Annotated in this window: 20 protein-coding genes; 5 read left to right on the forward strand and 15 right to left on the reverse strand. The window is 62.7% G+C overall.

Translation table 11 applies throughout. The features are described 5' to 3' along the window. Nucleotides 1-17: 17 nt before the first annotated feature. The 9 genes from EN807_RS04455 to EN807_RS04495 all read right to left on the reverse strand — a co-directional run bounded on the left by EN807_RS04455 (nt 18) and on the right by EN807_RS04495 (nt 9,208). On the reverse strand, nt 18-698 hold the full coding sequence (locus EN807_RS04455; protein ID WP_135934032.1) for an isochorismatase family protein: 681 nt from the start codon (nt 696-698) through the stop codon (nt 18-20). 319 nt (nt 699-1,017) lie between these two features. Beyond that, entirely contained in the window at nt 1,018-2,322 is a 1,305-nt protein-coding gene (locus EN807_RS04460) for a Xaa-Pro peptidase family protein (RefSeq protein WP_135934033.1), read from the reverse strand. A 143-nt stretch (nt 2,323-2,465) separates the two neighbouring features. Continuing rightward, the gene (locus EN807_RS04465) at nt 2,466-3,443 is read right to left on the reverse strand and encodes a GlxA family transcriptional regulator (RefSeq protein WP_189522348.1); all 978 of its coding nucleotides are present in this window, start codon (nt 3,441-3,443) and stop codon (nt 2,466-2,468) included. A 189-nt stretch (nt 3,444-3,632) separates the two neighbouring features. After that, a complete protein-coding gene (locus EN807_RS04470) occupies nt 3,633-3,821 on the reverse strand; it encodes a DUF1059 domain-containing protein (protein WP_065006484.1) in 189 nt (62 codons plus the stop codon). A 126-nt stretch (nt 3,822-3,947) separates the two neighbouring features. Continuing rightward, entirely contained in the window at nt 3,948-5,129 is a 1,182-nt protein-coding gene (locus EN807_RS04475; RefSeq protein WP_135934034.1) for a cystathionine gamma-synthase, read from the reverse strand. Next, nucleotides 5,126-6,553, reverse strand: a complete 1,428-nt coding sequence (locus EN807_RS04480) for a pyridoxal-phosphate dependent enzyme (protein WP_135934035.1) — start codon at nt 6,551-6,553, stop codon at nt 5,126-5,128. Before EN807_RS04480 ends, EN807_RS04475 begins: the two co-directional genes overlap by 4 nt. A 172-nt stretch (nt 6,554-6,725) precedes the next feature. After that, a complete protein-coding gene (locus EN807_RS04485; protein ID WP_135934036.1) occupies nt 6,726-8,075 on the reverse strand; it encodes an FAD/NAD(P)-binding protein in 1,350 nt (449 codons plus the stop codon). A gap of 37 nt (nt 8,076-8,112) precedes the next feature. After that, complete coding sequence (locus EN807_RS04490) at nt 8,113-8,565, reverse strand: Rrf2 family transcriptional regulator (RefSeq protein ID WP_135934037.1); 453 nt, start codon at nt 8,563-8,565, stop codon at nt 8,113-8,115. Nucleotides 8,566-9,022: 457 nt separating this feature from the next. Further along, the gene (locus tag EN807_RS04495; protein WP_135934038.1) at nt 9,023-9,208 is read right to left on the reverse strand and encodes a hypothetical protein; all 186 of its coding nucleotides are present in this window, start codon (nt 9,206-9,208) and stop codon (nt 9,023-9,025) included. A gap of 307 nt (nt 9,209-9,515) precedes the next feature. On the opposite strand from EN807_RS04495, the gene EN807_RS04500 reads away from it, so the two are divergent. The 3 genes from EN807_RS04500 to EN807_RS04510 all read left to right on the forward strand — a co-directional run bounded on the left by EN807_RS04500 (nt 9,516) and on the right by EN807_RS04510 (nt 12,173). Next, nucleotides 9,516-9,875 carry a septal ring lytic transglycosylase RlpA family protein gene (locus EN807_RS04500; protein WP_135934039.1) on the forward strand — a complete coding sequence of 120 codons (360 nt, stop codon included), beginning with the start codon at nt 9,516-9,518 and terminating at the stop codon, nt 9,873-9,875. 234 nt (nt 9,876-10,109) lie between these two features. Beyond that, nucleotides 10,110-11,387 (forward strand): polyhydroxyalkanoate depolymerase, encoded by a 1,278-nt coding sequence (locus EN807_RS04505; RefSeq protein ID WP_135934040.1) that lies wholly within the window; start codon nt 10,110-10,112, stop codon nt 11,385-11,387. A gap of 171 nt (nt 11,388-11,558) precedes the next feature. Then, the gene (locus EN807_RS04510) at nt 11,559-12,173 is read left to right on the forward strand and encodes a transglutaminase-like cysteine peptidase (protein WP_127314014.1); all 615 of its coding nucleotides are present in this window, start codon (nt 11,559-11,561) and stop codon (nt 12,171-12,173) included. A gap of 7 nt (nt 12,174-12,180) precedes the next feature. On the opposite strand, the gene EN807_RS04515 is transcribed toward EN807_RS04510, so the two are convergent. Genes EN807_RS04515 through EN807_RS04530 form a run of 4 tightly spaced genes read right to left on the reverse strand, consistent with a single transcriptional unit; the run spans nt 12,181 to nt 14,966 of the window. Next, complete coding sequence (locus EN807_RS04515; protein ID WP_095520159.1) at nt 12,181-12,549, reverse strand: helix-turn-helix transcriptional regulator; 369 nt, start codon at nt 12,547-12,549, stop codon at nt 12,181-12,183. Nucleotides 12,550-12,577: 28 nt separating this feature from the next. Continuing rightward, a complete protein-coding gene (locus tag EN807_RS04520) occupies nt 12,578-13,108 on the reverse strand; it encodes a Smr/MutS family protein (protein ID WP_135934041.1) in 531 nt (176 codons plus the stop codon). Then, on the reverse strand, nt 13,105-14,241 hold the full coding sequence (locus tag EN807_RS04525) for a murein transglycosylase A (RefSeq protein WP_135934042.1): 1,137 nt from the start codon (nt 14,239-14,241) through the stop codon (nt 13,105-13,107). The genes EN807_RS04520 and EN807_RS04525 overlap by 4 nt, the downstream gene beginning before the upstream one ends. 23 nt (nt 14,242-14,264) lie before the next feature. Beyond that, nucleotides 14,265-14,966 carry a Tim44/TimA family putative adaptor protein gene (locus tag EN807_RS04530; RefSeq protein WP_127314017.1) on the reverse strand — a complete coding sequence of 234 codons (702 nt, stop codon included), beginning with the start codon at nt 14,964-14,966 and terminating at the stop codon, nt 14,265-14,267. Nucleotides 14,967-15,165: 199 nt separating this feature from the next. Between EN807_RS04530 and EN807_RS04535 the strand changes: the two genes are divergently transcribed. Together EN807_RS04535 and secB are read left to right on the forward strand one after the other, a co-directional pair. Next, nucleotides 15,166-15,666, forward strand: a complete 501-nt coding sequence (locus tag EN807_RS04535) for an FxsA family protein (RefSeq protein WP_135935784.1) — start codon at nt 15,166-15,168, stop codon at nt 15,664-15,666. 325 nt (nt 15,667-15,991) lie between these two features. Next, nucleotides 15,992-16,492 (forward strand): protein-export chaperone SecB, encoded by a 501-nt coding sequence (gene secB / locus EN807_RS04540; protein WP_029348040.1) that lies wholly within the window; start codon nt 15,992-15,994, stop codon nt 16,490-16,492. A 280-nt stretch (nt 16,493-16,772) separates the two neighbouring features. On the opposite strand, the gene EN807_RS04545 is transcribed toward secB, so the two are convergent. Together EN807_RS04545 and dnaQ are read right to left on the reverse strand one after the other, a co-directional pair. Continuing rightward, nucleotides 16,773-17,057 carry a GIY-YIG nuclease family protein gene (locus tag EN807_RS04545; RefSeq protein WP_135934043.1) on the reverse strand — a complete coding sequence of 95 codons (285 nt, stop codon included), beginning with the start codon at nt 17,055-17,057 and terminating at the stop codon, nt 16,773-16,775. Nucleotides 17,058-17,286: 229 nt separating this feature from the next. Then, a complete protein-coding gene (gene dnaQ / locus EN807_RS04550) occupies nt 17,287-18,006 on the reverse strand; it encodes a DNA polymerase III subunit epsilon (RefSeq protein WP_127314020.1) in 720 nt (239 codons plus the stop codon). Nucleotides 18,007-18,078 lie beyond the last annotated feature (72 nt).

An 18,078-nucleotide genomic window follows, 5' to 3' on the forward strand; every position in this document is an offset into this window, starting at 1 on the left:
TCTGGACCCTGGAAGCGTCAGAGTTCGTCGTAGAGCCGGGCCGCATTTTCGTAGGTGAAGCGTAAAGGCACCGAACCCTGGACCTGCCATGCATCGACCATCTGGCCTGCCATCAATCGACAGGCGCCGTCGGTGGTGGTGACGGCGCCGCCGTAGAGCCGGTTGGCAAGGTTGAGGATGGCGGTCTGGTGCATTGCCGTGCTGCCGCTGCCGCAGGCATCTTTGACCAAAAGCACGCGAAACCCGAGTGAGACCGCATCCCAGACGGTGGCGTCGATGCAGGCCTCGGTCCATACGCCGGCAACGACCAGCCACTCGATCCCTTTGGCCTTGAGCCGACCGGCTGCAGGGCCCGCACCGAAGGCGCTGGCCTCAGTCTTGACCAGCATCATCTCGCCGGCGACCGGCGCCACTTCCGGACAGATCGCCGTCAGCGGATCGTCCTTGTCGGAGAAAGCCGACCTGCCATTCGCATCGACTGGATGGAACCGCCGCGCCTCCCTGGTGAGATCGACTATATAGGCCGAATGATAAAGCAGCACATCATTGGCCCGCGCCGTTGCCTGCAGGCGCTGGACGTTGGCGAGAATGTCGCCAAAACCCTCGACCAGATAGCGCTTGTCCTGCCGATGCTCCTCCTGGAGATCGACGAAAACCGCGGCCGCCGTGCCGCGTTCGATGGAAATGGCCGTTTTCATGGGGATGCGTTCTCGCAAGCGGTGGAGACTAGCCGAAGCCTCCCCAGCTTCGTCATCCCAGGGCGAAGCAGGAGCGAAGCTCCGTCGCGGAGACCCTGGGATCCATGCCGTGACGGCTGCCGAGGAGTGCGGCGGAACAGAATTCCGCACCGCAGCAGCGCTCTGCAGTCACGGCATGGATCCTGGGGTCTGCGCCGCGTCGCTGCGCTCCTTGCTCCGCCCCAGGATGACGACGCGGAGGGTGTTTGCGACAGTCGCCAAGGCCTGCGACCGGTCAAACGCGTCCGAACATCAAAACTTCTGCGTGAGGGAACGAGCGTCAAACTTGTTCCTCCAGGAAATCGTCCTCATAGGGAAAGCGCGACAGTAGCTCGGTGCCGGTCTCGGTGACCAGGATCTCGTCCTCGAGCTTGACACCCTCGCGTCCGCCTTTCTCGCCGATATAACTCTCGACGCTCACCACCATGCCGGGCACGACAAAACCGTCGCGGCCATAGGTCTCGTAGTCCATCGCATGCGCAATGAACGGCGTCTCGCCATGCATGCCGACGCCGTGCATGACAGACGTATAGCGCTGGTCGACGAAGCGGTCCGGTATCTTCCAGGCCTTCTCGGCGATCTCGCGAAACGCCATGCCGGGTTTCACGATCGAGATATTGTGCTGAACCTGGTCGTGGGCCATGCGGTAGAGCGATTTCTGATAATCCGTCGGCTTGCCCGGCCCGCAGCGGAAGGTGCGCGAGAAGTCCGAATAGTAGCCGTAACAGCCGATCGTATCGGTATCCAGCGCCAAAAGTTCGCCCGGCCTGATCTTGCGGCCGCTGGCTTCGTTGAACCACGGGTTGGTGCGCTGGCCGGAGGTCAAGAGGCGGGTTTCGATGAACTCGCCGCCTTGCCGGATCACTTCGTGATACATGATGGCGAACAGATCGTTTTCGGAAACGCCGGGTTTGATCGCCTCACGCACTGCATAGACGGCGGCCTCGGCGCCGGCCATCGACACCTGCAGGCATTTTACTTCCTCCGGCGTCTTCACTGCCCGCACGGCGAGAATTTCACCTTGGCAATCCCTGACCTCGCAGCCGCGCTTTTCCAGCGCCAGCGCCTGCAGATGGCCGCAGCGGTCGAGGCCGAGCTTCATCGAGCCGCCGCCATGCGCCTTGAGCAGTTCGGCGATCTCGTCGGCGAATGGACCTGCGGTTTCGTCGTCGCGGCCCGACACCGAAGACCACACCAGCTTGGACGGCCGCGCCTCGTCGATCGTTTCGAGCACCATCGAGACATGGTAGCTCTGAGGGTACTCGAACAGCACAATCGGCCCCGATGCCGGAATGAAGAAGTAGCGCGTCGAGTTACGCAGGAAATAGCCGAACATGTTGCGCGAGCCGGTGGCGTAGCGCTGGTTGTAGGGATCGAACAGCACCACGCCGCCATAGCCGGCCTCGCGCATCCAGGCGCGCAGCTTGCCAAGCCGCCCCTTGCGCAGCGCATCCGCGTCGATGAAGGAAGGCTCGGTGTCGGACAGCCACATGCCGCCGGCCGGGTCGGCCGCCGCCGGGTGGCGCATGCGGTCCTTGAAGTCGACGTCCTCGGTGCTGTCGGGGTCGAAAACGACGATGCTCATGGGGTGCCTCCTGGAGGTGGAGAAGATGAGCCATGCGCCGCGCAGAGGCTGTGCGGGATGCCGCAGATCTTGTGCCGGATGCCGCTTGAAGTCGTTCCGTAGCGCTCTACGAAGCCCCCTGTCCCGCCAACGTCTCGCAAGACCTAATGCCTGCGCGCCACCTTCGGCGCATGCCCATGCTCCTCCCGAAATGCCCGCGCAAAACTCGACATCGAAGCAAAACCGCAGGCGAGCGCCACGTCGCGCACCATCAGCGTCGAATGCGCCAGGAGATCGGCGGCGCGCTTCAGCCGCAGACGGCGGTAATAGCCGTTGGGCGAGATGCTTAGCTCGGAGCGGAAGTTTCGTTCGAGCTTGTCGGAGGAGACGCCGAGCTTTTCCGCCAGATCCGCCATGCCGAGCCGCTCCTCCACCGCATCCTCCATGATGGCGATGGCCGACAGCACCAGTTCGTTCTGGACGCCGGTGCGTAACCGCAGCGGCATCAGCTTGCGGTCGACGCTGGAGCGCAGCGGGCTGTGCACGAACCATTCGGCGACGCCGGCCGCGAGTTCGGTGCCAAAATCGTTGGTGATGATCTCCAGCATCATGTCTAGGCTGCCGACGCCGCCGGCCGAGGTGAAGCGCTTGCGGTCGATGACGTAGAGATCGCGCCTCAGCTCGATGTCCGGAAACGCCTCGGTGAACGCCGCCTGGCTCGTCCAGTGCAAGGTGCAGGCATGGCCGTCGACCAGGCCGGCCCGCGCCAGAAAGAAGGCGGCATCCGCCACCGCGCCGATATGGGCGCCGTTGCGCAGGCTCCTGCGGATCCAGCTCACGGCATCGTCGGCGACAAGATGATCGGCATTGCCGCCCGAGCAGACGACGACTCGGTCGACCTTCGGCGCATCGCCGGCGAAAAAGCCCGGCTGGATGACGACGCCGTTCGAAGCCTCGACCGGCCCTTTGGCGGCGCCGACGATGATCCAGCGGTAGCATTCTCGCTTGGCCAGGACGTTAGCCGCACGCAGCGGCTCGATCACCGAACTGAACGCCATCATCGGAAAACCGGGGAAGACCAGCACCGCGAAGGTGAGGGGAGTGTCGGCTGCCATCGGCTGGTGGCGCTCGCGAATGGTCATGGCTTCAACCGGCCTCCCGGCAATTGCAGGAAGGTCACAATTTCGCCAGATGCAGCGGAGGTCAACGGGGGTCAGTTTGAAAATTCCATCGCGCCTAGGTGTTGTCGCCTATCGGGCCGAACTCCTAAATGCTTGCCGAGCATTGGAGATAGTGGTGGGGGCGCTGCGCGGCCCGTGCAAGCAGCGGATTCAGGTAGCTACAATCAGCTTCATGACCTGTTTACGGTCTTCCGGCGACCATTGCTTCGGGTCTTCCCCGTGAGCGATCGCGCCATGAAGCTCGACATGCTTCATCACTTCCGCCTCAGTCTCTGCCGTGAACATCGCTGGACAGGCCTCGTTTCCCGGATAGTCCCTGCAACGATACGAGTAAGCCATGACTTTCCCTCCAGGTTGACCCGATAGCAAAGCGAGGGTACGTCGCCTTGTCAATTCACAGTTGGATGCGCCATTCAGCCGGGAAGTTTCAAACTGACCTCACTACCCAACGGGCATGGGCCCCGCTCAACTCGCTAGCGCCTGATCCAGATCCGCGATCAAATCATCGCCGTCCTCGATGCCAGCCGACAAGCGCACCAGCGAATCGGAAATCCCAATCTCGGCCCGCTTCCCGGCCGGGATCGAGCCGTGCGTCATCAGCGCCGGGTGCTCGATCAAGCTTTCAACGCCGCCGAGGCTTTCGGCCAGCGTGAACAGTTGCGTGTGCTCGAGGAAGCGTTTTGTGCCGGCGAGGTCGCGGTCGAGCTCGACTGTGATCATGCCGCCGAAGGCATGCATCTGCCGCCTGGCGATGGCGTGCTGCGGGTGGCTGGCGAGGCCGGGATAGATGACGCGGCGAATGTCGGGGCGGCTTTCCAGCCAGTGCGCGATCTTCTGGCCGTTCGAGGAATGGCGTTCCATCCTCAGCGCCAGCGTCTTCAGGCCACGCAGCGCCAGAAAGCTGTCGAACGGCCCGGAAATGGCGCCAATGGCGTTCTGCAGGAATTTCAGCCGGTCGGCGAGATCCTTGTTGTCGCCGACCACGGCGACGCCGCCGACCATGTCGGAATGGCCGTTGAGGTATTTCGTCGTCGAATGGACTGATATGTCGATGCCGAGCTCCAGCGGCCGCTGCAGATAGGGGCTGCAGAAGGTGTTGTCCGCGACCGAGAGCACGCCCTTGCGCCTCGCCAGTGCTGCGACCGCTTCGAGATCGACGACGCGCAGCAGCGGATTGGTCGGCGTCTCGACCCACAGCAGTTTGGTTTCCGGGCGGATCGCCGCTTCGACCGCGTCAAGATCGGTGAAGTCGACGAAGTCGACCTGGAGGTTGGCCGAGCGTTTGCGCACCCGCTCCAGCAGCCGGAAGGTGCCGCCATAGATGTCGTCGGTGGCGACGACATGGGCGCCGGAATCGAGCAGTTCGAAAATGGTGGCGATCGCCGCCAGACCCGAGGCGAAAGCGAAGGCGGCTGCGCCGCTTTCGAGATCGGCCACCGCGCGCTCGAAGGCAAAGCGGGTCGGGTTTTGGCTGCGGGCATATTCAAAACCCTTGTGCACGCCCGGGCTCTGCTGGCCATAGGTCGAGGTCGCATAGATCGGCACCATCACCGCGCCGGTCGTCGGGTCATGGCTCTGGCCGCCATGGATCGTGCGCGTCGAGAAGGCCAGCCGGTTCCTGCCCGATAAGGTTGCTTTGATGGTCATCTTGCGCGGCGCCTCAGATGGTTGATCAGGTCGATGCGGGTTATCAGGCCGATGAACTCGTCGCCGTCGAAGACGATCGCAACTTCGTTGCGGTCGAAGACCGGCAGCAGCGCGTCGAGCGTCTGGCTGGCCTGCAGCGTGTGCAAATTGGCGGTCATGGCCGTGCGCACCGGGGCTTTGAAGCGGTCCCAGCGGCTGTCATAGGGGCCTTCGACGTGGGCGAGGATATCGCTTTCGTCGACGATGCCGACCAGCTTGCCGTCGTCCAGCACCGGCAATTGCGAGACATCCGAGCGGCGCATGCGGCCATAGGCGTTGAGCAGGCTTTCGTCCGGGCCGACAGACACGATGTCGCCGGTGCGGTGCGTGCGCATCACCAGATCGCGCAGGTCGCCATGCTGCTCGTGCTCGGCGAGGCCCTGCTCGATCAGCCAGAAGTCGTCGAACACTTTCGACAGATATTTGTTGCCGCTGTCGCAGACGAAGGTGACGACCCGCTTCGGCACGGTCTGCTCGCGGCAATAGCGAAGCGCCGTCGAAAGCAGGGTGCCGGACGACGAGCCGGCGAGGATGCCCTCCTTGGACAGCAGGTCGCGCACCGCCAGCATGCTCTGCTTGTCGGTGATCGAGTAGGCCTTCTTGACCAGCGACAGATCGGCATTGGGCGGCACAAAATCCTCGCCGATGCCTTCCACGGTCCAGCTTCCGGCCTCTTGCATCTTGCCGGTCTTGATCAACGGCGCCAGCACCGAGCCGACCGGATCGGCGAGAATCATCTCGGTCTTCGGCGAGACCTTTGCGAAGTAGCGGCCAAGCCCGGTCAGCGTGCCGCCCGAACCGACGCCGACGACCACGGCGTCGACGTCGCCGTCGAGCTGCGAATAAATCTCGGGACCGGTCGTGGTTTCATGGGCGTCCGGATTGGCCGGATTGGCGAACTGGTTGGCATAGAAGGCGCCGGGCAGCTCGGCGGCGATCTTTTCGGCCATGTCCTGATAGTATTCGGCGTGACCCTTGCCGACATCGGAACGGGTCATGCGCACTTCCGCGCCGAGCGCCCGCAAATGCTGGATTTTTTCGCGCGACATCTTGTCGGGCACGACCAAGATGATGCGGTAGCCCTTGGGGATGCCGACCTGGGCGAGGCCAAGACCGGTGTTGCCGGCGGTCGCCTCGACGATGGTGCCGCCGCGCTTCAGCTTGCCCTGTTTTTCGGCGGCGGCAATCATCGACAGCGCGATGCGGTCCTTGATCGAGCCGCCGGGATTCTGGCTTTCGAGCTTGATGAACAGCCGGCACTTGCCGGTGTCGAATTTGGTCAGCTCGACGACCGGCGTCTGCCCGATCAGGTCGAGAACCGATGCATAGGGCGGACGCAGGCGAGACGGTTCATCATCCCGTGCCACGATCTTATGCTTGCTCATAACAGATGCTCCATGGTCAAGCGACCGCCTTGGGCAGGCTGTCAGCCTACCGTCTTTTCCAGCCGTTTGCAGTCTGAAAGAAGATAGATCGTGCCAATCAACCGGCCAGATGGGGAATGGGATTCCGGTCCTAAACCTTCTACGCCGGCGGGACAGCGCCGACCTCAACAGCCTAACCCAGCAACCGCTTACTCAGCCGCGCGCACTGGACGCGGATGTCCGGAATGGCGTCGATCTCGAAGAAGGTGCCGCGCGTCAGCGGCCCGACCGCCAGAATCTTGGCCGATACGGTGCCGTCGCTGGCGATGACCTCGCAATTGTCTGATACGTCGAGGCCAAGGCGCAGCGGATCCGGCCGGGCCAGCCCGCGCTCGACCAGCGACCGCACCACGCTGTTCGAGGTGGTCGAGATGTCCCTGGCGATGCCGGTGCAGTCGTAGATGCGGGCGATTTCAAGTGTTTCTCGACGCTGCGTGTGGCGTGAGTGGACCTGCACGGTGAATTCGTCACCCGCCGTGATGCCAACGACGCGCCCAGCTACAAGTCGGATGCGGCCCGATTGAACCGCCTCGGTGACGCGGGCGTAAACCTGTGGCGCCATGCGATGGCGGTGGATGTCCCACCATGCCTTGGTGTGCTCGACAAAGCGGCGCTTGGCCGAAGACGGCCAGTTCTGCCAGATCTTCTGGTTGAATGGCCTGAGACCATCGACGACGTCGCGCCAGTCGATGCCGGCCTTCTGGTTTTCCCGGATCAGGTCGCGAAACCAGCCGACAAAATAAGAAAGCTGGGTGCCGAGCGGAATGTCGGCGACGTCGAGCTTGATCGGATTGCCCTTGCGGTGCGGCGAAGGCAGCAGGCCGCGCCGTGACACCGCAATAATCTCACCGCGATGGCCGCGCTGTTCGAGCGACAGGAACGCATCGACCATGCCCAAGCCGGTGCCCAGCACCAGGACTCGGGCTTCCGGGTCGAGCGCGGTGTCGGCTTCCGATCCCATCCTGATCGCATGGCCCTGGCCGGCGCCCGGCTCCTCGTCGTGCCCTGTCGCCAGCACGGCAAGGTGGGCGACGACGCTGGTGCCGTTGGCCAGCGTCACCTCGGCCCCGGACCCGGTCGGCGAGATCGTCAGGCTTTCTTCGCGGATCAGGCGAAGACGCCCCGTCTCGCGAGCCTCGAGCTCGTCCAGCAGCTCCTTCAGGTAACGGGCATAGACGCTGCGCGGCGCGTAGACCGGCGCCTGCTCTGGGGTTGCCAGGCCGCGTTCAAGCAGCCAGCGCCAGAAATTGCCGGGATCGTCGGCATAGACGCTCATGCCGGCCGCGCTGACATTCAGCACATGCGCCGACAGCAGCGTGGAATAGGCGATGCCCTGGCCGAAATGCGGGCGCTTTTCGATCAGCGTGACGCGGAGATCGGGATTGAGCGATTTCAAGAGATGCGCGGCAAGGACGACGCCGCTGGCGCCGCCGCCGACAATAACGATCGAATTCGGGACGGTCGAATTCGCGCGGCCGGTCATGCGCGCACCAATTGTCTCGGGAGCCGTCGATTCCGGCTCAGGCCTGGATTTTCAATGCGGCCGAAAGGTCGTCGTCGCCGGCGATATCGAGCATCTCGGAGAGGCTGCGCTGATCCAGCACCTCGGCGATCGCTTGCCGGACCTCGAGCATCAGATGTCGGACTTGGCATGTCGCCTCGTTGCAGTCTTCACAGCGCTGATACCGGGTGCGGCTGGCGCAGGGAATGGGGGCAAGCGGCCCGTCGAGCACGCGCACGACGTGGCCGATCTTGATTTCATCCGCCGGCCGCGCCAGGCGATAGCCGCCCTCCTTGCCCTTGCGGCTCTGGACGAAACCGGCGTTGCGCAGCTCGACCAGGATGGCATCGAGAAATTTCTTCGGGATGTTGTTTCCGGTGGCGATATCGCCAACAAAGGCGAGCTGTCCAACCGGCAGCCGCGCAAGATGGACGAGCGCCTTGAGGCCGTACTTGCCCTTTTTCGTGAGCATAGACCGAACGTTTTCCTGTCGTGCGATGGCGAAGGGGCACCGGTTGCAAAGCGCCTAGCGTGCGTCCCCCCCGCGTCCAAGCCTGTATGACACATAAATTCTAGTAACATGATATACAAGCCGGCACCGTTGATTTTGCTTCGTTTTCAGCCGTTGCGGCTATTTGCCGGACGTTCTTCCTCCTGAAGCCGCGAGAACGCCAATTGGACAGCCAGCGCTCGACACTCATGCTGCAGGCGATCGCCGCGATATGGACATCGCTAATCGTTCTCTCAACTTCCGCAATTTCTATAAAACTACTATACTAACCCCGAATACAGGGACCGGTTTTCAAATCATCGGCGATTCGCAGCATTGATTTGCCTAAGGAGGGCGCAAAACAGGAAATGCTTGTTTGTGGCGGGCGTACGTTCGCCGGTCGACCGAAACGCCACCAAGCCCTGAGGTGGTTCGAGTGTCAGGGGCGCGAACGGTTCGCCCACACCAGGCCGCCCAGGCCGACCAGAGCAGTGATGATACCGATATAGAGCCATTGCGGCTGGCCGGTCATGAAGCTGCCGCCGACGAGGCCGACGCCTTGCAGCGACCAGAGCACGCCGATGGCGAGCGCAATCAACGCCAGCAGATTTTTGATAAATCTCATCGCAGAAATTTCCTTCCCAAGTCGATCGTCAATTCAGCCATGACCGCGGTGACAAAGCGAAAGGAAGCGACCCGATCGCTCTCACATCTACATGCATAGTAAGCCCAGGTCATGGCGGAAACACCCCCGGTGCTGGTTCGAAGACCACCAGACATACATCGTCGCAGTCACAACACTCCCTGACAGACTGTTTCCCGCCGACTCCAAACGTGTACTGTAGTCATGGAACCGTCAGATGATTGCCGCATTTCGTGCCAGATTCGATCCGTAACGGCCGGGGCCTGTCAAACGGAGGCACTTGCCACAGATGAATAAACCCCACCGGACCGCGCTTGTCGCGGTGACGATCGCGGCTGGCCTGATGGTCGGCGCATCCACCTCCCCTGCCGCCGCGCAATGCGGCCGCGCCTCTTGGTACGCGCTGTACTCGAAGACCGCTTCCGGCGAGCGGATGAACCCGTCGGCGCTGACCGCCGCGCACCGCACCTTGCCTTTTGGCACAAAGCTGAAGGTGACCAACCGCATCAACGGCCGCAGCGTCGTCGTGCGGATCAACGACCGCGGCCCGTTCATCAAGGGGCGCGTGATCGACCTGTCGAAGGGCGCCGCCAGGCGGCTCGGCTTCATCAGTTCGGGCCATACTTCCGTGTGCACCGACCGCATCTGATGTTTCTTGTGCCCGGCCCTGAGCCGGGCACGCCTTGCCTCGTTACGCTTTCGCAACCGCACAATAAGCCGGCTGCCGCCGTTCAAGCCGGTTTTCAACAACTTAGACGAAAGTATCAGCATAAATCACGGTACTTGACGTATTGCATCGCAGCAGTTTGTTGCTAACCTCCCCGCGAGAGATTCAAGGCTCGGCACTGCTGTCGTCCCTTCGGTCGCAGCAGCGGGGTTCTCGATGTTCTACCAGTTCTACGAATTGAACCACGCCGCCGTGCAACCGGCCCGCCTTTATGCCGATGCCGTGCGGATGTTCTACACCAATCCGCTCAATCCATTCACGCACACGTCCTGGGGCCGCTCGATCGCGGCAACGGCCGAATTGTTCGAGCGCACGACGCGCCGCTACAGCAAGCCGCAATTCGGCCTGACCAAGACGGTGGTCGACTGGAAAGGCGTCGATGTCACCGAAAGGACGGTGTGGTCGCGGCCGTTTTGCAATCTCCTCCGTTTCGAACGGGCGGTTCCCGCCGGCCGGCGGCCCGATCCGAAGCTGCTGATCGTGGCGCCGATGTCCGGCCACTATGCGACGCTGCTGCGCGGCACGGTCGAGGCGATGCTGCCCCATGCCGACGTGCACATCACCGACTGGGTCGACGCCCGCATGGTGCCGCTGGCGGATGGCAGTTTCGACCTCGACGACTACATCGACTACATCGTCGACATGCTGCATGCGCTGGGACCCGATACCCATGTCATGGCGGTATGCCAGCCTTCGGTGCCGGTGCTGGCGGCGGTGGCGCTGATGGAAACGCGCGGCGACCCGTTCGTTCCCTCGACGATGACACTGATGGGCGGGCCGATCGATACCCGCCGCAATCCGACCGCGGTCAACCTTCTGGCCGAGGAAAAAGGCATCGACTGGTTCCGCGACAACGTCATCATGCAGGCGCCGTGGCCGGTGCCCGGCTTCGGCCGTGAGGTCTATCCCGGCTTCCTGCAGCTTTCGGGATTCATGAGCATGAACCTCGACCGCCACATCATCGCGCACAAGGACTTCTTCATGCATCTGGTGAAGCATGATGGCGACAATGCCGAGAAGCACCGCGACTTCTATGACGAATATATGGCGGTGATGGATCTGACGGCGGAGTTCTATCTGCAGACGGTCGACACCGTGTTTGTCCGCCATGCTTTGCCCAAGGGCGAAATGATGCATCGCGGCGTCGCCATCGACCCCTCCGATATCCGCAATGTCGCCCTGTTCACGGTCGAGGGCGAGAACGACGACATTTCCGGTCTCGGCCAGACCCAGGCCGCGCACGACCTCTGCATCAACATCCCCGCGGACAGGCACGCTCACTACATGCAGCCGGCGGTCGGCCATTACGGCGTCTTCAACGGCTCGCGCTTCCGCTCCGAAATCGTGCCGCGCATCGTCGACTTCATCACCAGCTATGGCCGCCAGACCCGCGTTGCGGTGAGGCCGAAGCTGGTTCGCACCGCCAAAAAGTAAAGATGTAGCCTTGTGAGGCCCGGATTGCAGCCGGTTCAAGTCGACCTGTTGCACAATAGCCGCTGTTTCGGCCGCGCGGGTAACCATGTCGCAAATCTGGCCGTTGGTATAATTGACAGGGACTGTAGATCGCCCTTAACCTTTCATTAACAACAAGGGACGAGGGGGACGATGATTTCCTCACCAATGGCGAGAAGACTGCGCGCGTGCGCCCTGTTAGGACTGGCACTTGCGGCAGGCTGGTCTACGGCGGCTTCGGCGGGACCAATGGCAACCGGCGGGCCGACATCGCAGCCGATCGGCCATTACGATTTCTGCAAGACCAGTCCGGCCGAATGCTCGATCCATCCGGGCAATCTCGCCCCGGCCACCATGAGCGGTGCGCTCTGGCGCAAGATGCTCAGCGTCAACGCCAGGGTCAACGCCGCCGTCAAGCCGATAAGCGACATCGACATTTATGGCAAGGACGAGGTCTGGGCCTATCCCGTCAAGGGTGTTGGCGACTGTGAGGACTATGTCCTGGAAAAACGCCGCGAATTGAACCGCTTGGGCGTGTCCTACGCCAATCTTCTGATGACCGTCGTGCGCAAGCCGGACGGCGAGGGCCATGCCGTGCTGACGGTGCGCACAAGCAAGGGCGACTACGTCCTCGACAATCTGGACGGAAAGGTCCGCTCGTGGGATCGGACCGGCTACCGCTTCCTCAAGCGGCAGGCGATCGACAATACCGGCCGCTGGGTCTCGATCCGTGATGGCCAGCCGGTTCTGGTCGGCGCGGTTCAGTAGCAGGCCGTCACTTTGGCTGCTTCAGCGCGGCGCGGATCGATGCGGTGATGCGGCGAAGCTCCGCTTCGTCGAGCTTTTCAATATTTTCGGCCAGAACATTGGCAAGCTCGGTGGCGGCGGGGCTGAGGCCCGACGTGTCGAGCTTCACCCGTGGGTGCGAGGTGTCGGCCAGTCGCTCGAGTTCTTCGGCATCGTCCCATATGACATTGAAATAGCCGATGATCTTCTGGATCAGCGTCCAGGTCGGCGCGCCACGGCGGCCATGCTCCAGCGCCGACAGATAGGCGGCGCTGACGCCGATCGCCTCGGCCATGGCCTTCTGACTGACACCGCGTTGGCTTCGCAGGGCGCGAAGCTTTTCGCCGAACGGGGTCACAAGTGCATCCTCATGGGCTGCATCCTCATTAGCGCGCACGCCGCAGGCGGACATAGAGCGCGCCCGCGCCGCCATGGTTGCGGGCAGCATGGTCGTGGCTGGAGACGAGCGGCCTGAAAGCGGGTGTCGACAGCCAGGCGGGCACGGCGCGCCGCAACACGCCGTCGCCGCCCGACGACGATCCCTTGCCGGTGATGACCAGCACATAACGGATGCCGCCGGCATGCGCCCGGTGCAGGAACGAAAACAGCAGCGAATAGGCTTCGTCCTGGCTCAAGCCATGCAGGTCGACGCGGCCTTCGATCGGCAATCGGCCCTTCGACAGTCTTTCCAGCGTCGGTTCGTCGAGCGCATGCGAGACATACTGCGCCTTTGCTTTCGTGGCCGCAGCAGGAGCCATCGCCTGGACACGCGGCGGTAGCTTCGTGTCATCGCCGACGTCCGGGCCGATATCCGGGATGTTGCTGGCGGACTTGCCCTTCAGCGGCTTGGCGGTGCGCGCCACCAGGTTCCACAGGACCCGATCGTCCTCGCTCAGCCTGTCGATACGCCGGGTCATCGCCCCGCTCCCGGTACAAGCGGTTGCGGTATCAGCGCGTAGAAATCGGCAGAGTTGCGGACAACGCCGGCGATCTCGCCGGCCGCATCTCCCGTTCCGGCGAACAGGTCGCCGCGCGCCGGCCCGGTAATGGCCGAGCCGGTATCCTGCGCGATCATCAGCCGCCGGAACGGTTTTCTGTCGAAAGCGGTCAGCGATGGCCCATCAATATAGAACGGCGTGCCGAATGTATGGAGCAGTCGGTCGACAGCGAGGGAGCGGCCCGGCGTCAGCGGCACTTTTGCGGCTGCGATGGGCCCGAGTTCCGGGTCATCGAACCCCGGCTCGCCAAGGGAAATCTCGCGGAAAAAAATATAGGAGCGGTTGCGCCACAGGATCTCGTCGATGCGATCCGGATGCGCCTTGAACCAGGCGCGGATCGACTGCATGGTCACCGCTTGCAGCGGGATCTCGCCTAGCTCACTCAGGATCTTGCCCGGTCCGGTAAAGCGCTGGCCGGATTTGGCGGCATAGGTGACGCGGCAAAACCGGCCGTCGGTCATGGTGAGCCTGGCTGCACCTTGCACGTGAATGAAGAAGGCGTCGACCTTGTCGGCGAGCCAGGCGATTTCCAGGCCCTTACTGTCCACAGTCTTGCCTATGAGCGCGCCGCGCTCGATCTCGCCACGGTCGAAATACTCGACCGGTCCGTTCGGCGTGGCGCGGCCGAAGGCGAGGTAAGGGTCCATGCCGGGCGGCCGGTTGGCGTCGTCGATGTCGACGAGATCGGCCGGGCGCGACAGCAGCGGCACCGTAAATCGTTCGGTTCGCACCGGTGAAGCGTCGACAACGGGTTCATAGAAGCCGGTGACAAGGCCGGCGCCGCCGCTGTCCGCCCTTATCTGTGCCGGGATGAACTGACGCTCGAAGAAGGCGCGGGCTTCGCGCCGGTCGGTTGGCAAAACGGTTCGGGCTGCAGCATAGGCGTCGGTGAAGGCATTGAAGTCGACACCTAGCCCGCCGGAGCGATAGGGTTTCGTCAGGACATGAAAAGCCGAGCGCCGGAAAGCCGCGAACGCGGCCAGATGGTCGTCCTCGTCCCAGCCGGGCAGATCGTCGAAGGATTTTTCGCGGAACGCCTGAGATAGCGACACCGGAGCCTCGCCGTGGTCCGGGCTCAGTCTTCTTCTTCGGTGGCGACGAGCTTCCAGTTCGGGTCGCGCGAGCGCGTATCGCGGGCGAAGGTCCAGACATCCTTGACCTCGGCGACGGTTTCGGGATCGCCGTCGATGACGGCGCCGGCCTTGTCGCGCGTCGCCGAAATCAGCTCGCTGACGATGCGCAGCGTGATATGCGCCTCGCTGCCCTTCATCTCGGCGGAAACGATGTCGGCCTTGTCGATGCCGACGAAGGAGGACTGGATCTTTTCCGATTTCGCCTCGCGGTCGCCGATGGCCGCGACAAAGCCGTCATAGACCTCACGCGACAACAGGTTCTTCAGCGTCTTGCGGTCGCCATCGGCATAGGCCATGACGATCATTTCATAGGCCATCTTGGCGCCATCGACGAAGGTCTTCGGGTCGAATGCCGGATCATTGTCCTTGATCGCGCGCAGGCCCTTGTTGAGATCGGTGTCAGGCTTGGCGAAGGCGTCGATCGCCGCATAAGCGTCGATTGCCGGCTCTCCCGGCGCTCGCTTGCGCGGCAGCGAGACCACATTCTCGGGCTTCTGGGTGTCGTCGCGCGTCCGGCCCGCCGAATAGGGATCGAAGGGCGGGCGCTCACTGCCGGTGCGGCGGCCGAGCACATTGCGCAGCTGGAAAAAGATCACAACCGCCGCAACCAGAAAGAAAATCGTGCCGAAGTCGAAGAATCCCATATCTTCCGCCAATCAATCCCTACTCCGGCCGGACCGCCCGGCCAGGCAATGGCTGCGGTCGCATAGCGTTCAACATCCAAAGCATATAGAACGCAAGGTGCAATCATTCAAATTAAAGGCAGGCATACCTATCTAAAAGAGCCAGTGCCAGCGGCGATTGCCTGCAGGCCGGCAAAACATGGAAACGATCGGTCAAGATTTGCGCATTTCGCTGCTTCCCCTGTTCACCCTCGCGCTTCCGCTGCTGGAGATCGCTGGTTTCGTCGTTGTCGGCCGCCAGGTCGGCGCCCTGGCGACGGTCGGCCTGGTGCTGGCTTCGAGCATCGCCGGCGCGCTGTTGTTGCGATACCAGGGTTTCGGCGTCATGACCCGGGTCCGGGCCGAGATGGACGCCGGCCGTGATCCAAGCCGCCAGCTCGCGCATGGCGCCATGATCGTGCTGGCCGCGATCCTGCTCATCATTCCCGGCTTCATCACTGACATTTTCGGCATTCTGCTGTTCCTGCCGCCGGTTCGCGACCTCGCCTGGCGCCTGCTGAAAGGCCGCATCGTTTTGGCCACAAATTTCGGCACCGGCGGATTTCGGGCACGGCAACGCGACAAGACCATCGACCTTGACGACAGCGACTATTCGCGCGGCGACGACTACAAGCGCGGCCCGGATCACAATTCTCCCTGGCGCCGCCTCAAGGACGAATAGGTCGGCAACGCCTCAGGGACGTGTAGGTCGGGGCAATCGGGCGAAGGAAGAAAGTGCTGTATCCGGCCTCGCGCCGGCAGTGGAAACCATTTTCGCTTGCGCGAAAATGGCAAGGCCGACCGGCCGTCGCGCCTGTTGGCGCGCAAGCCAAGGTCGCGGATGCGACCGCCGGCGCTTGAGGCAGGAAAAAGACGAAGGGCAATCGGGTGACCCGATTGCCCTGACGAGTAGGTCGGCAAACCTTGTCTTGTCATGCTGACCATGGTAGCGAACGCCCGATTTCAATCCGGTCAGCAACGCTGCCCAGGCAAAAGGACAAAGGCTTATGGCCAGCAAAGACGACGCGCCGACCGGCGCGGCCAGTGGCAACGGCGACGCGACGCAGCCCTCGCTCAATGTGCTTGCCCAATATGTGAAGGACCTTTCGTTCGAAAGCCCCGGCGCGCCGAACTCGCTGCGCGGCCGCGACAAGGCCCCCGGCATCGCCATCAACGTCAATGTCAACGCCAACCCGCTTTCGGACAAGCAGTTCGACGTCAATCTGACGCTGAACGCCAAAGCGTCCTTCGATAAGGAGGTGCTGTTCAACGTCGAGCTGGTCTATGGCGGCGTGTTCGCCATCAGCGGCTTCCCGCAGGAGCACATGCTGCCGCTGCTGTTCATCGAATGCCCGCGGCTGCTGTTTCCGTTCGCCAGGCAAATCATCGCCGAGGCGACGCGCAATGGCGGCTTCCCGCCGCTGATGCTCGACCCGATCGATTTCGCCCAAATGTTCCAGCAGAAGCTGGCTGAGGATCAGGCCGCCGGCAAGGTCAAGGTGAGCTGAGGCTGGTGTTGCGCAGCCTTTGAAGAACCCGGCCTCGCGCCGGGTTTTTTTGTTTTGAGACGAGCTCCTCGATCCTGACAGGTCGGAAGCCGATCCGCAGCAACCGTCGATAGTTACTGTCCGCGGCCAATCTCAATGGCAGGTCGCCTTCGAGATTAGCCGAAACACCCCTCCCTTCGTCATCCCAGGGCGGAGCAAGGAGCGAAGCGACGCGGCGCAGACCCTGGGATCCATGCCGCTACCTCGCGACAGTGCTCCTGCGGACCAGAACCGAACGCTATCACCCCGTTCCGCGAAGGAGCTCGAACCAATCCGGATTGGTCTTCTCGATCAAGTCGATCTTCCACTGGCGCGGCCAGCGCTTCAGCGACTTCTCGCGCTGGATGGCGTCACGAATGTCGAAATGTTCTTCGTACCAGACCAGACGCTGCACGCCGTAGCGGCTGGTGAAGCGCGAGCCTTGGCCGGATTTGTGCTCCGGCATGCGACGGCCGAGATCGTTGGTGACACCGATGTAGATCGTGCCACGCTTCTGGCTCGCGGTCATGTAGGCATAGCCGGTCATGATTGAAGGGTAACGAGCGCAGTGGCGGATACAAGCGCCGTTCTGAGCCGCTGCATTCTTCGGCTGATGTCACGGCATGGATCCCAGGGTCTGCGCGACGTCGCTTCGCTCCTGCTCCGCCCTGGGATGACGAAGGGAGGGATGCTTCGGCTGCGACCTGCCACTGAGATTGCCACGGAACGGAACAATCGACGTTCGTTGCCGATCGCCTTCCTACCCGTCAAAATCGCTATGCCGCGGAACTTGCTTCCGCGGCGACGCGCAGCCAAAGCGCGTTTTCGCCTAATGTGCCGACCATGCTCGCGTGCGCGCTACGCTCTGCGGCGGTCAGGCGAGACGGCAGTGCAATCGGCCGCGCGCCGATGCTGATATCGATGTCGTCGACGTTTCTCCTGCCGCCGGCCGGCGCGGTGGCGCTGTCGAGGATAAGCGCCGCCTGCTTGCCGCCGATGAGCTCGATATAGACTTCGGCCAGCAATTCCGAATCGAGCAGCGCGCCGTGCTTGGTGCGACGGGCATTGTCGATGCCGTAGCGCCGGCACAGCGCGTCAAGCGAATTGGGTCCCATCGGATGCTTGCGGCGCGCCAGCGCCAGCGTGTCGACGACCAGTCCGGGGTCAACGAGCGGATGGCCAAGCCGGCCGAATTCGACATTGAGAAAAGCGATATCGAACGTCGCATTGTGGGCGACCAGCTTGGCGCCGTCGATGAAGGCAAGAAACTCCTCGGCGATGTCGCTGAAGGTCGGCTTTCCCATGAGATCGGCGGCGCTGATGCCATGAACGGCCTGCGCCTCCGCATGAATCGGTCGTCCTTGCGGATTGATGTAATGGTGGAAGGTGCGGCCGGTCGGGAACCGATTGACCAGCTCGATGCAGCCAAGCTCGATGACGCGGTCATCGCGGAAATCGAGCCCGGTGGTTTCCGTGTCGAAGATGATCTCGCGCATCGAATCATTCCGTTGGATCCGGCGTCATTCCAGCCGAATCATGATGGGAACAAATTGGCAACATATTACGCC

The organism is Mesorhizobium sp. M5C.F.Ca.ET.164.01.1.1 (genome assembly GCF_004792125.1).
Lineage (GTDB): Bacteria > Pseudomonadota > Alphaproteobacteria > Rhizobiales > Rhizobiaceae > Mesorhizobium > Mesorhizobium wenxiniae.

Coding starts and splice junctions, on each gene's coding strand:
- secB (WP_029348040.1), top strand. CDS start 15,992: ATGGCCAGCAAAGACGACGCGCCGACCGGCGCGGCCAGTGGCAACGGC.
- EN807_RS04510 (WP_127314014.1), top strand. CDS start 11,559: ATGATTTCCTCACCAATGGCGAGAAGACTGCGCGCGTGCGCCCTGTTA.
- EN807_RS04545 (WP_135934043.1), bottom strand. CDS start 17,057: ATGACCGGCTATGCCTACATGACCGCGAGCCAGAAGCGTGGCACGATC.
- EN807_RS04500 (WP_135934039.1), top strand. CDS start 9,516: ATGAATAAACCCCACCGGACCGCGCTTGTCGCGGTGACGATCGCGGCT.
- EN807_RS04475 (WP_135934034.1), bottom strand. CDS start 5,129: ATGACCATCAAAGCAACCTTATCGGGCAGGAACCGGCTGGCCTTCTCG.
- EN807_RS04485 (WP_135934036.1), bottom strand. CDS start 8,075: ATGACCGGCCGCGCGAATTCGACCGTCCCGAATTCGATCGTTATTGTC.
- dnaQ (WP_127314020.1), bottom strand. CDS start 18,006: ATGCGCGAGATCATCTTCGACACGGAAACCACCGGGCTCGATTTCCGC.
- EN807_RS04465 (WP_189522348.1), bottom strand. CDS start 3,443: ATGACCATTCGCGAGCGCCACCAGCCGATGGCAGCCGACACTCCCCTC.
- EN807_RS04495 (WP_135934038.1), bottom strand. CDS start 9,208: ATGAGATTTATCAAAAATCTGCTGGCGTTGATTGCGCTCGCCATCGGC.
- EN807_RS04455 (WP_135934032.1), bottom strand. CDS start 698: ATGAAAACGGCCATTTCCATCGAACGCGGCACGGCGGCCGCGGTTTTC.
- EN807_RS04480 (WP_135934035.1), bottom strand. CDS start 6,553: ATGAGCAAGCATAAGATCGTGGCACGGGATGATGAACCGTCTCGCCTG.
- EN807_RS04520 (WP_135934041.1), bottom strand. CDS start 13,108: ATGACCCGGCGTATCGACAGGCTGAGCGAGGACGATCGGGTCCTGTGG.
- EN807_RS04490 (WP_135934037.1), bottom strand. CDS start 8,565: ATGCTCACGAAAAAGGGCAAGTACGGCCTCAAGGCGCTCGTCCATCTT.
- EN807_RS04505 (WP_135934040.1), top strand. CDS start 10,110: ATGTTCTACCAGTTCTACGAATTGAACCACGCCGCCGTGCAACCGGCC.
- EN807_RS04460 (WP_135934033.1), bottom strand. CDS start 2,322: ATGAGCATCGTCGTTTTCGACCCCGACAGCACCGAGGACGTCGACTTC.
- EN807_RS04530 (WP_127314017.1), bottom strand. CDS start 14,966: ATGGGATTCTTCGACTTCGGCACGATTTTCTTTCTGGTTGCGGCGGTT.
- EN807_RS04470 (WP_065006484.1), bottom strand. CDS start 3,821: ATGGCTTACTCGTATCGTTGCAGGGACTATCCGGGAAACGAGGCCTGT.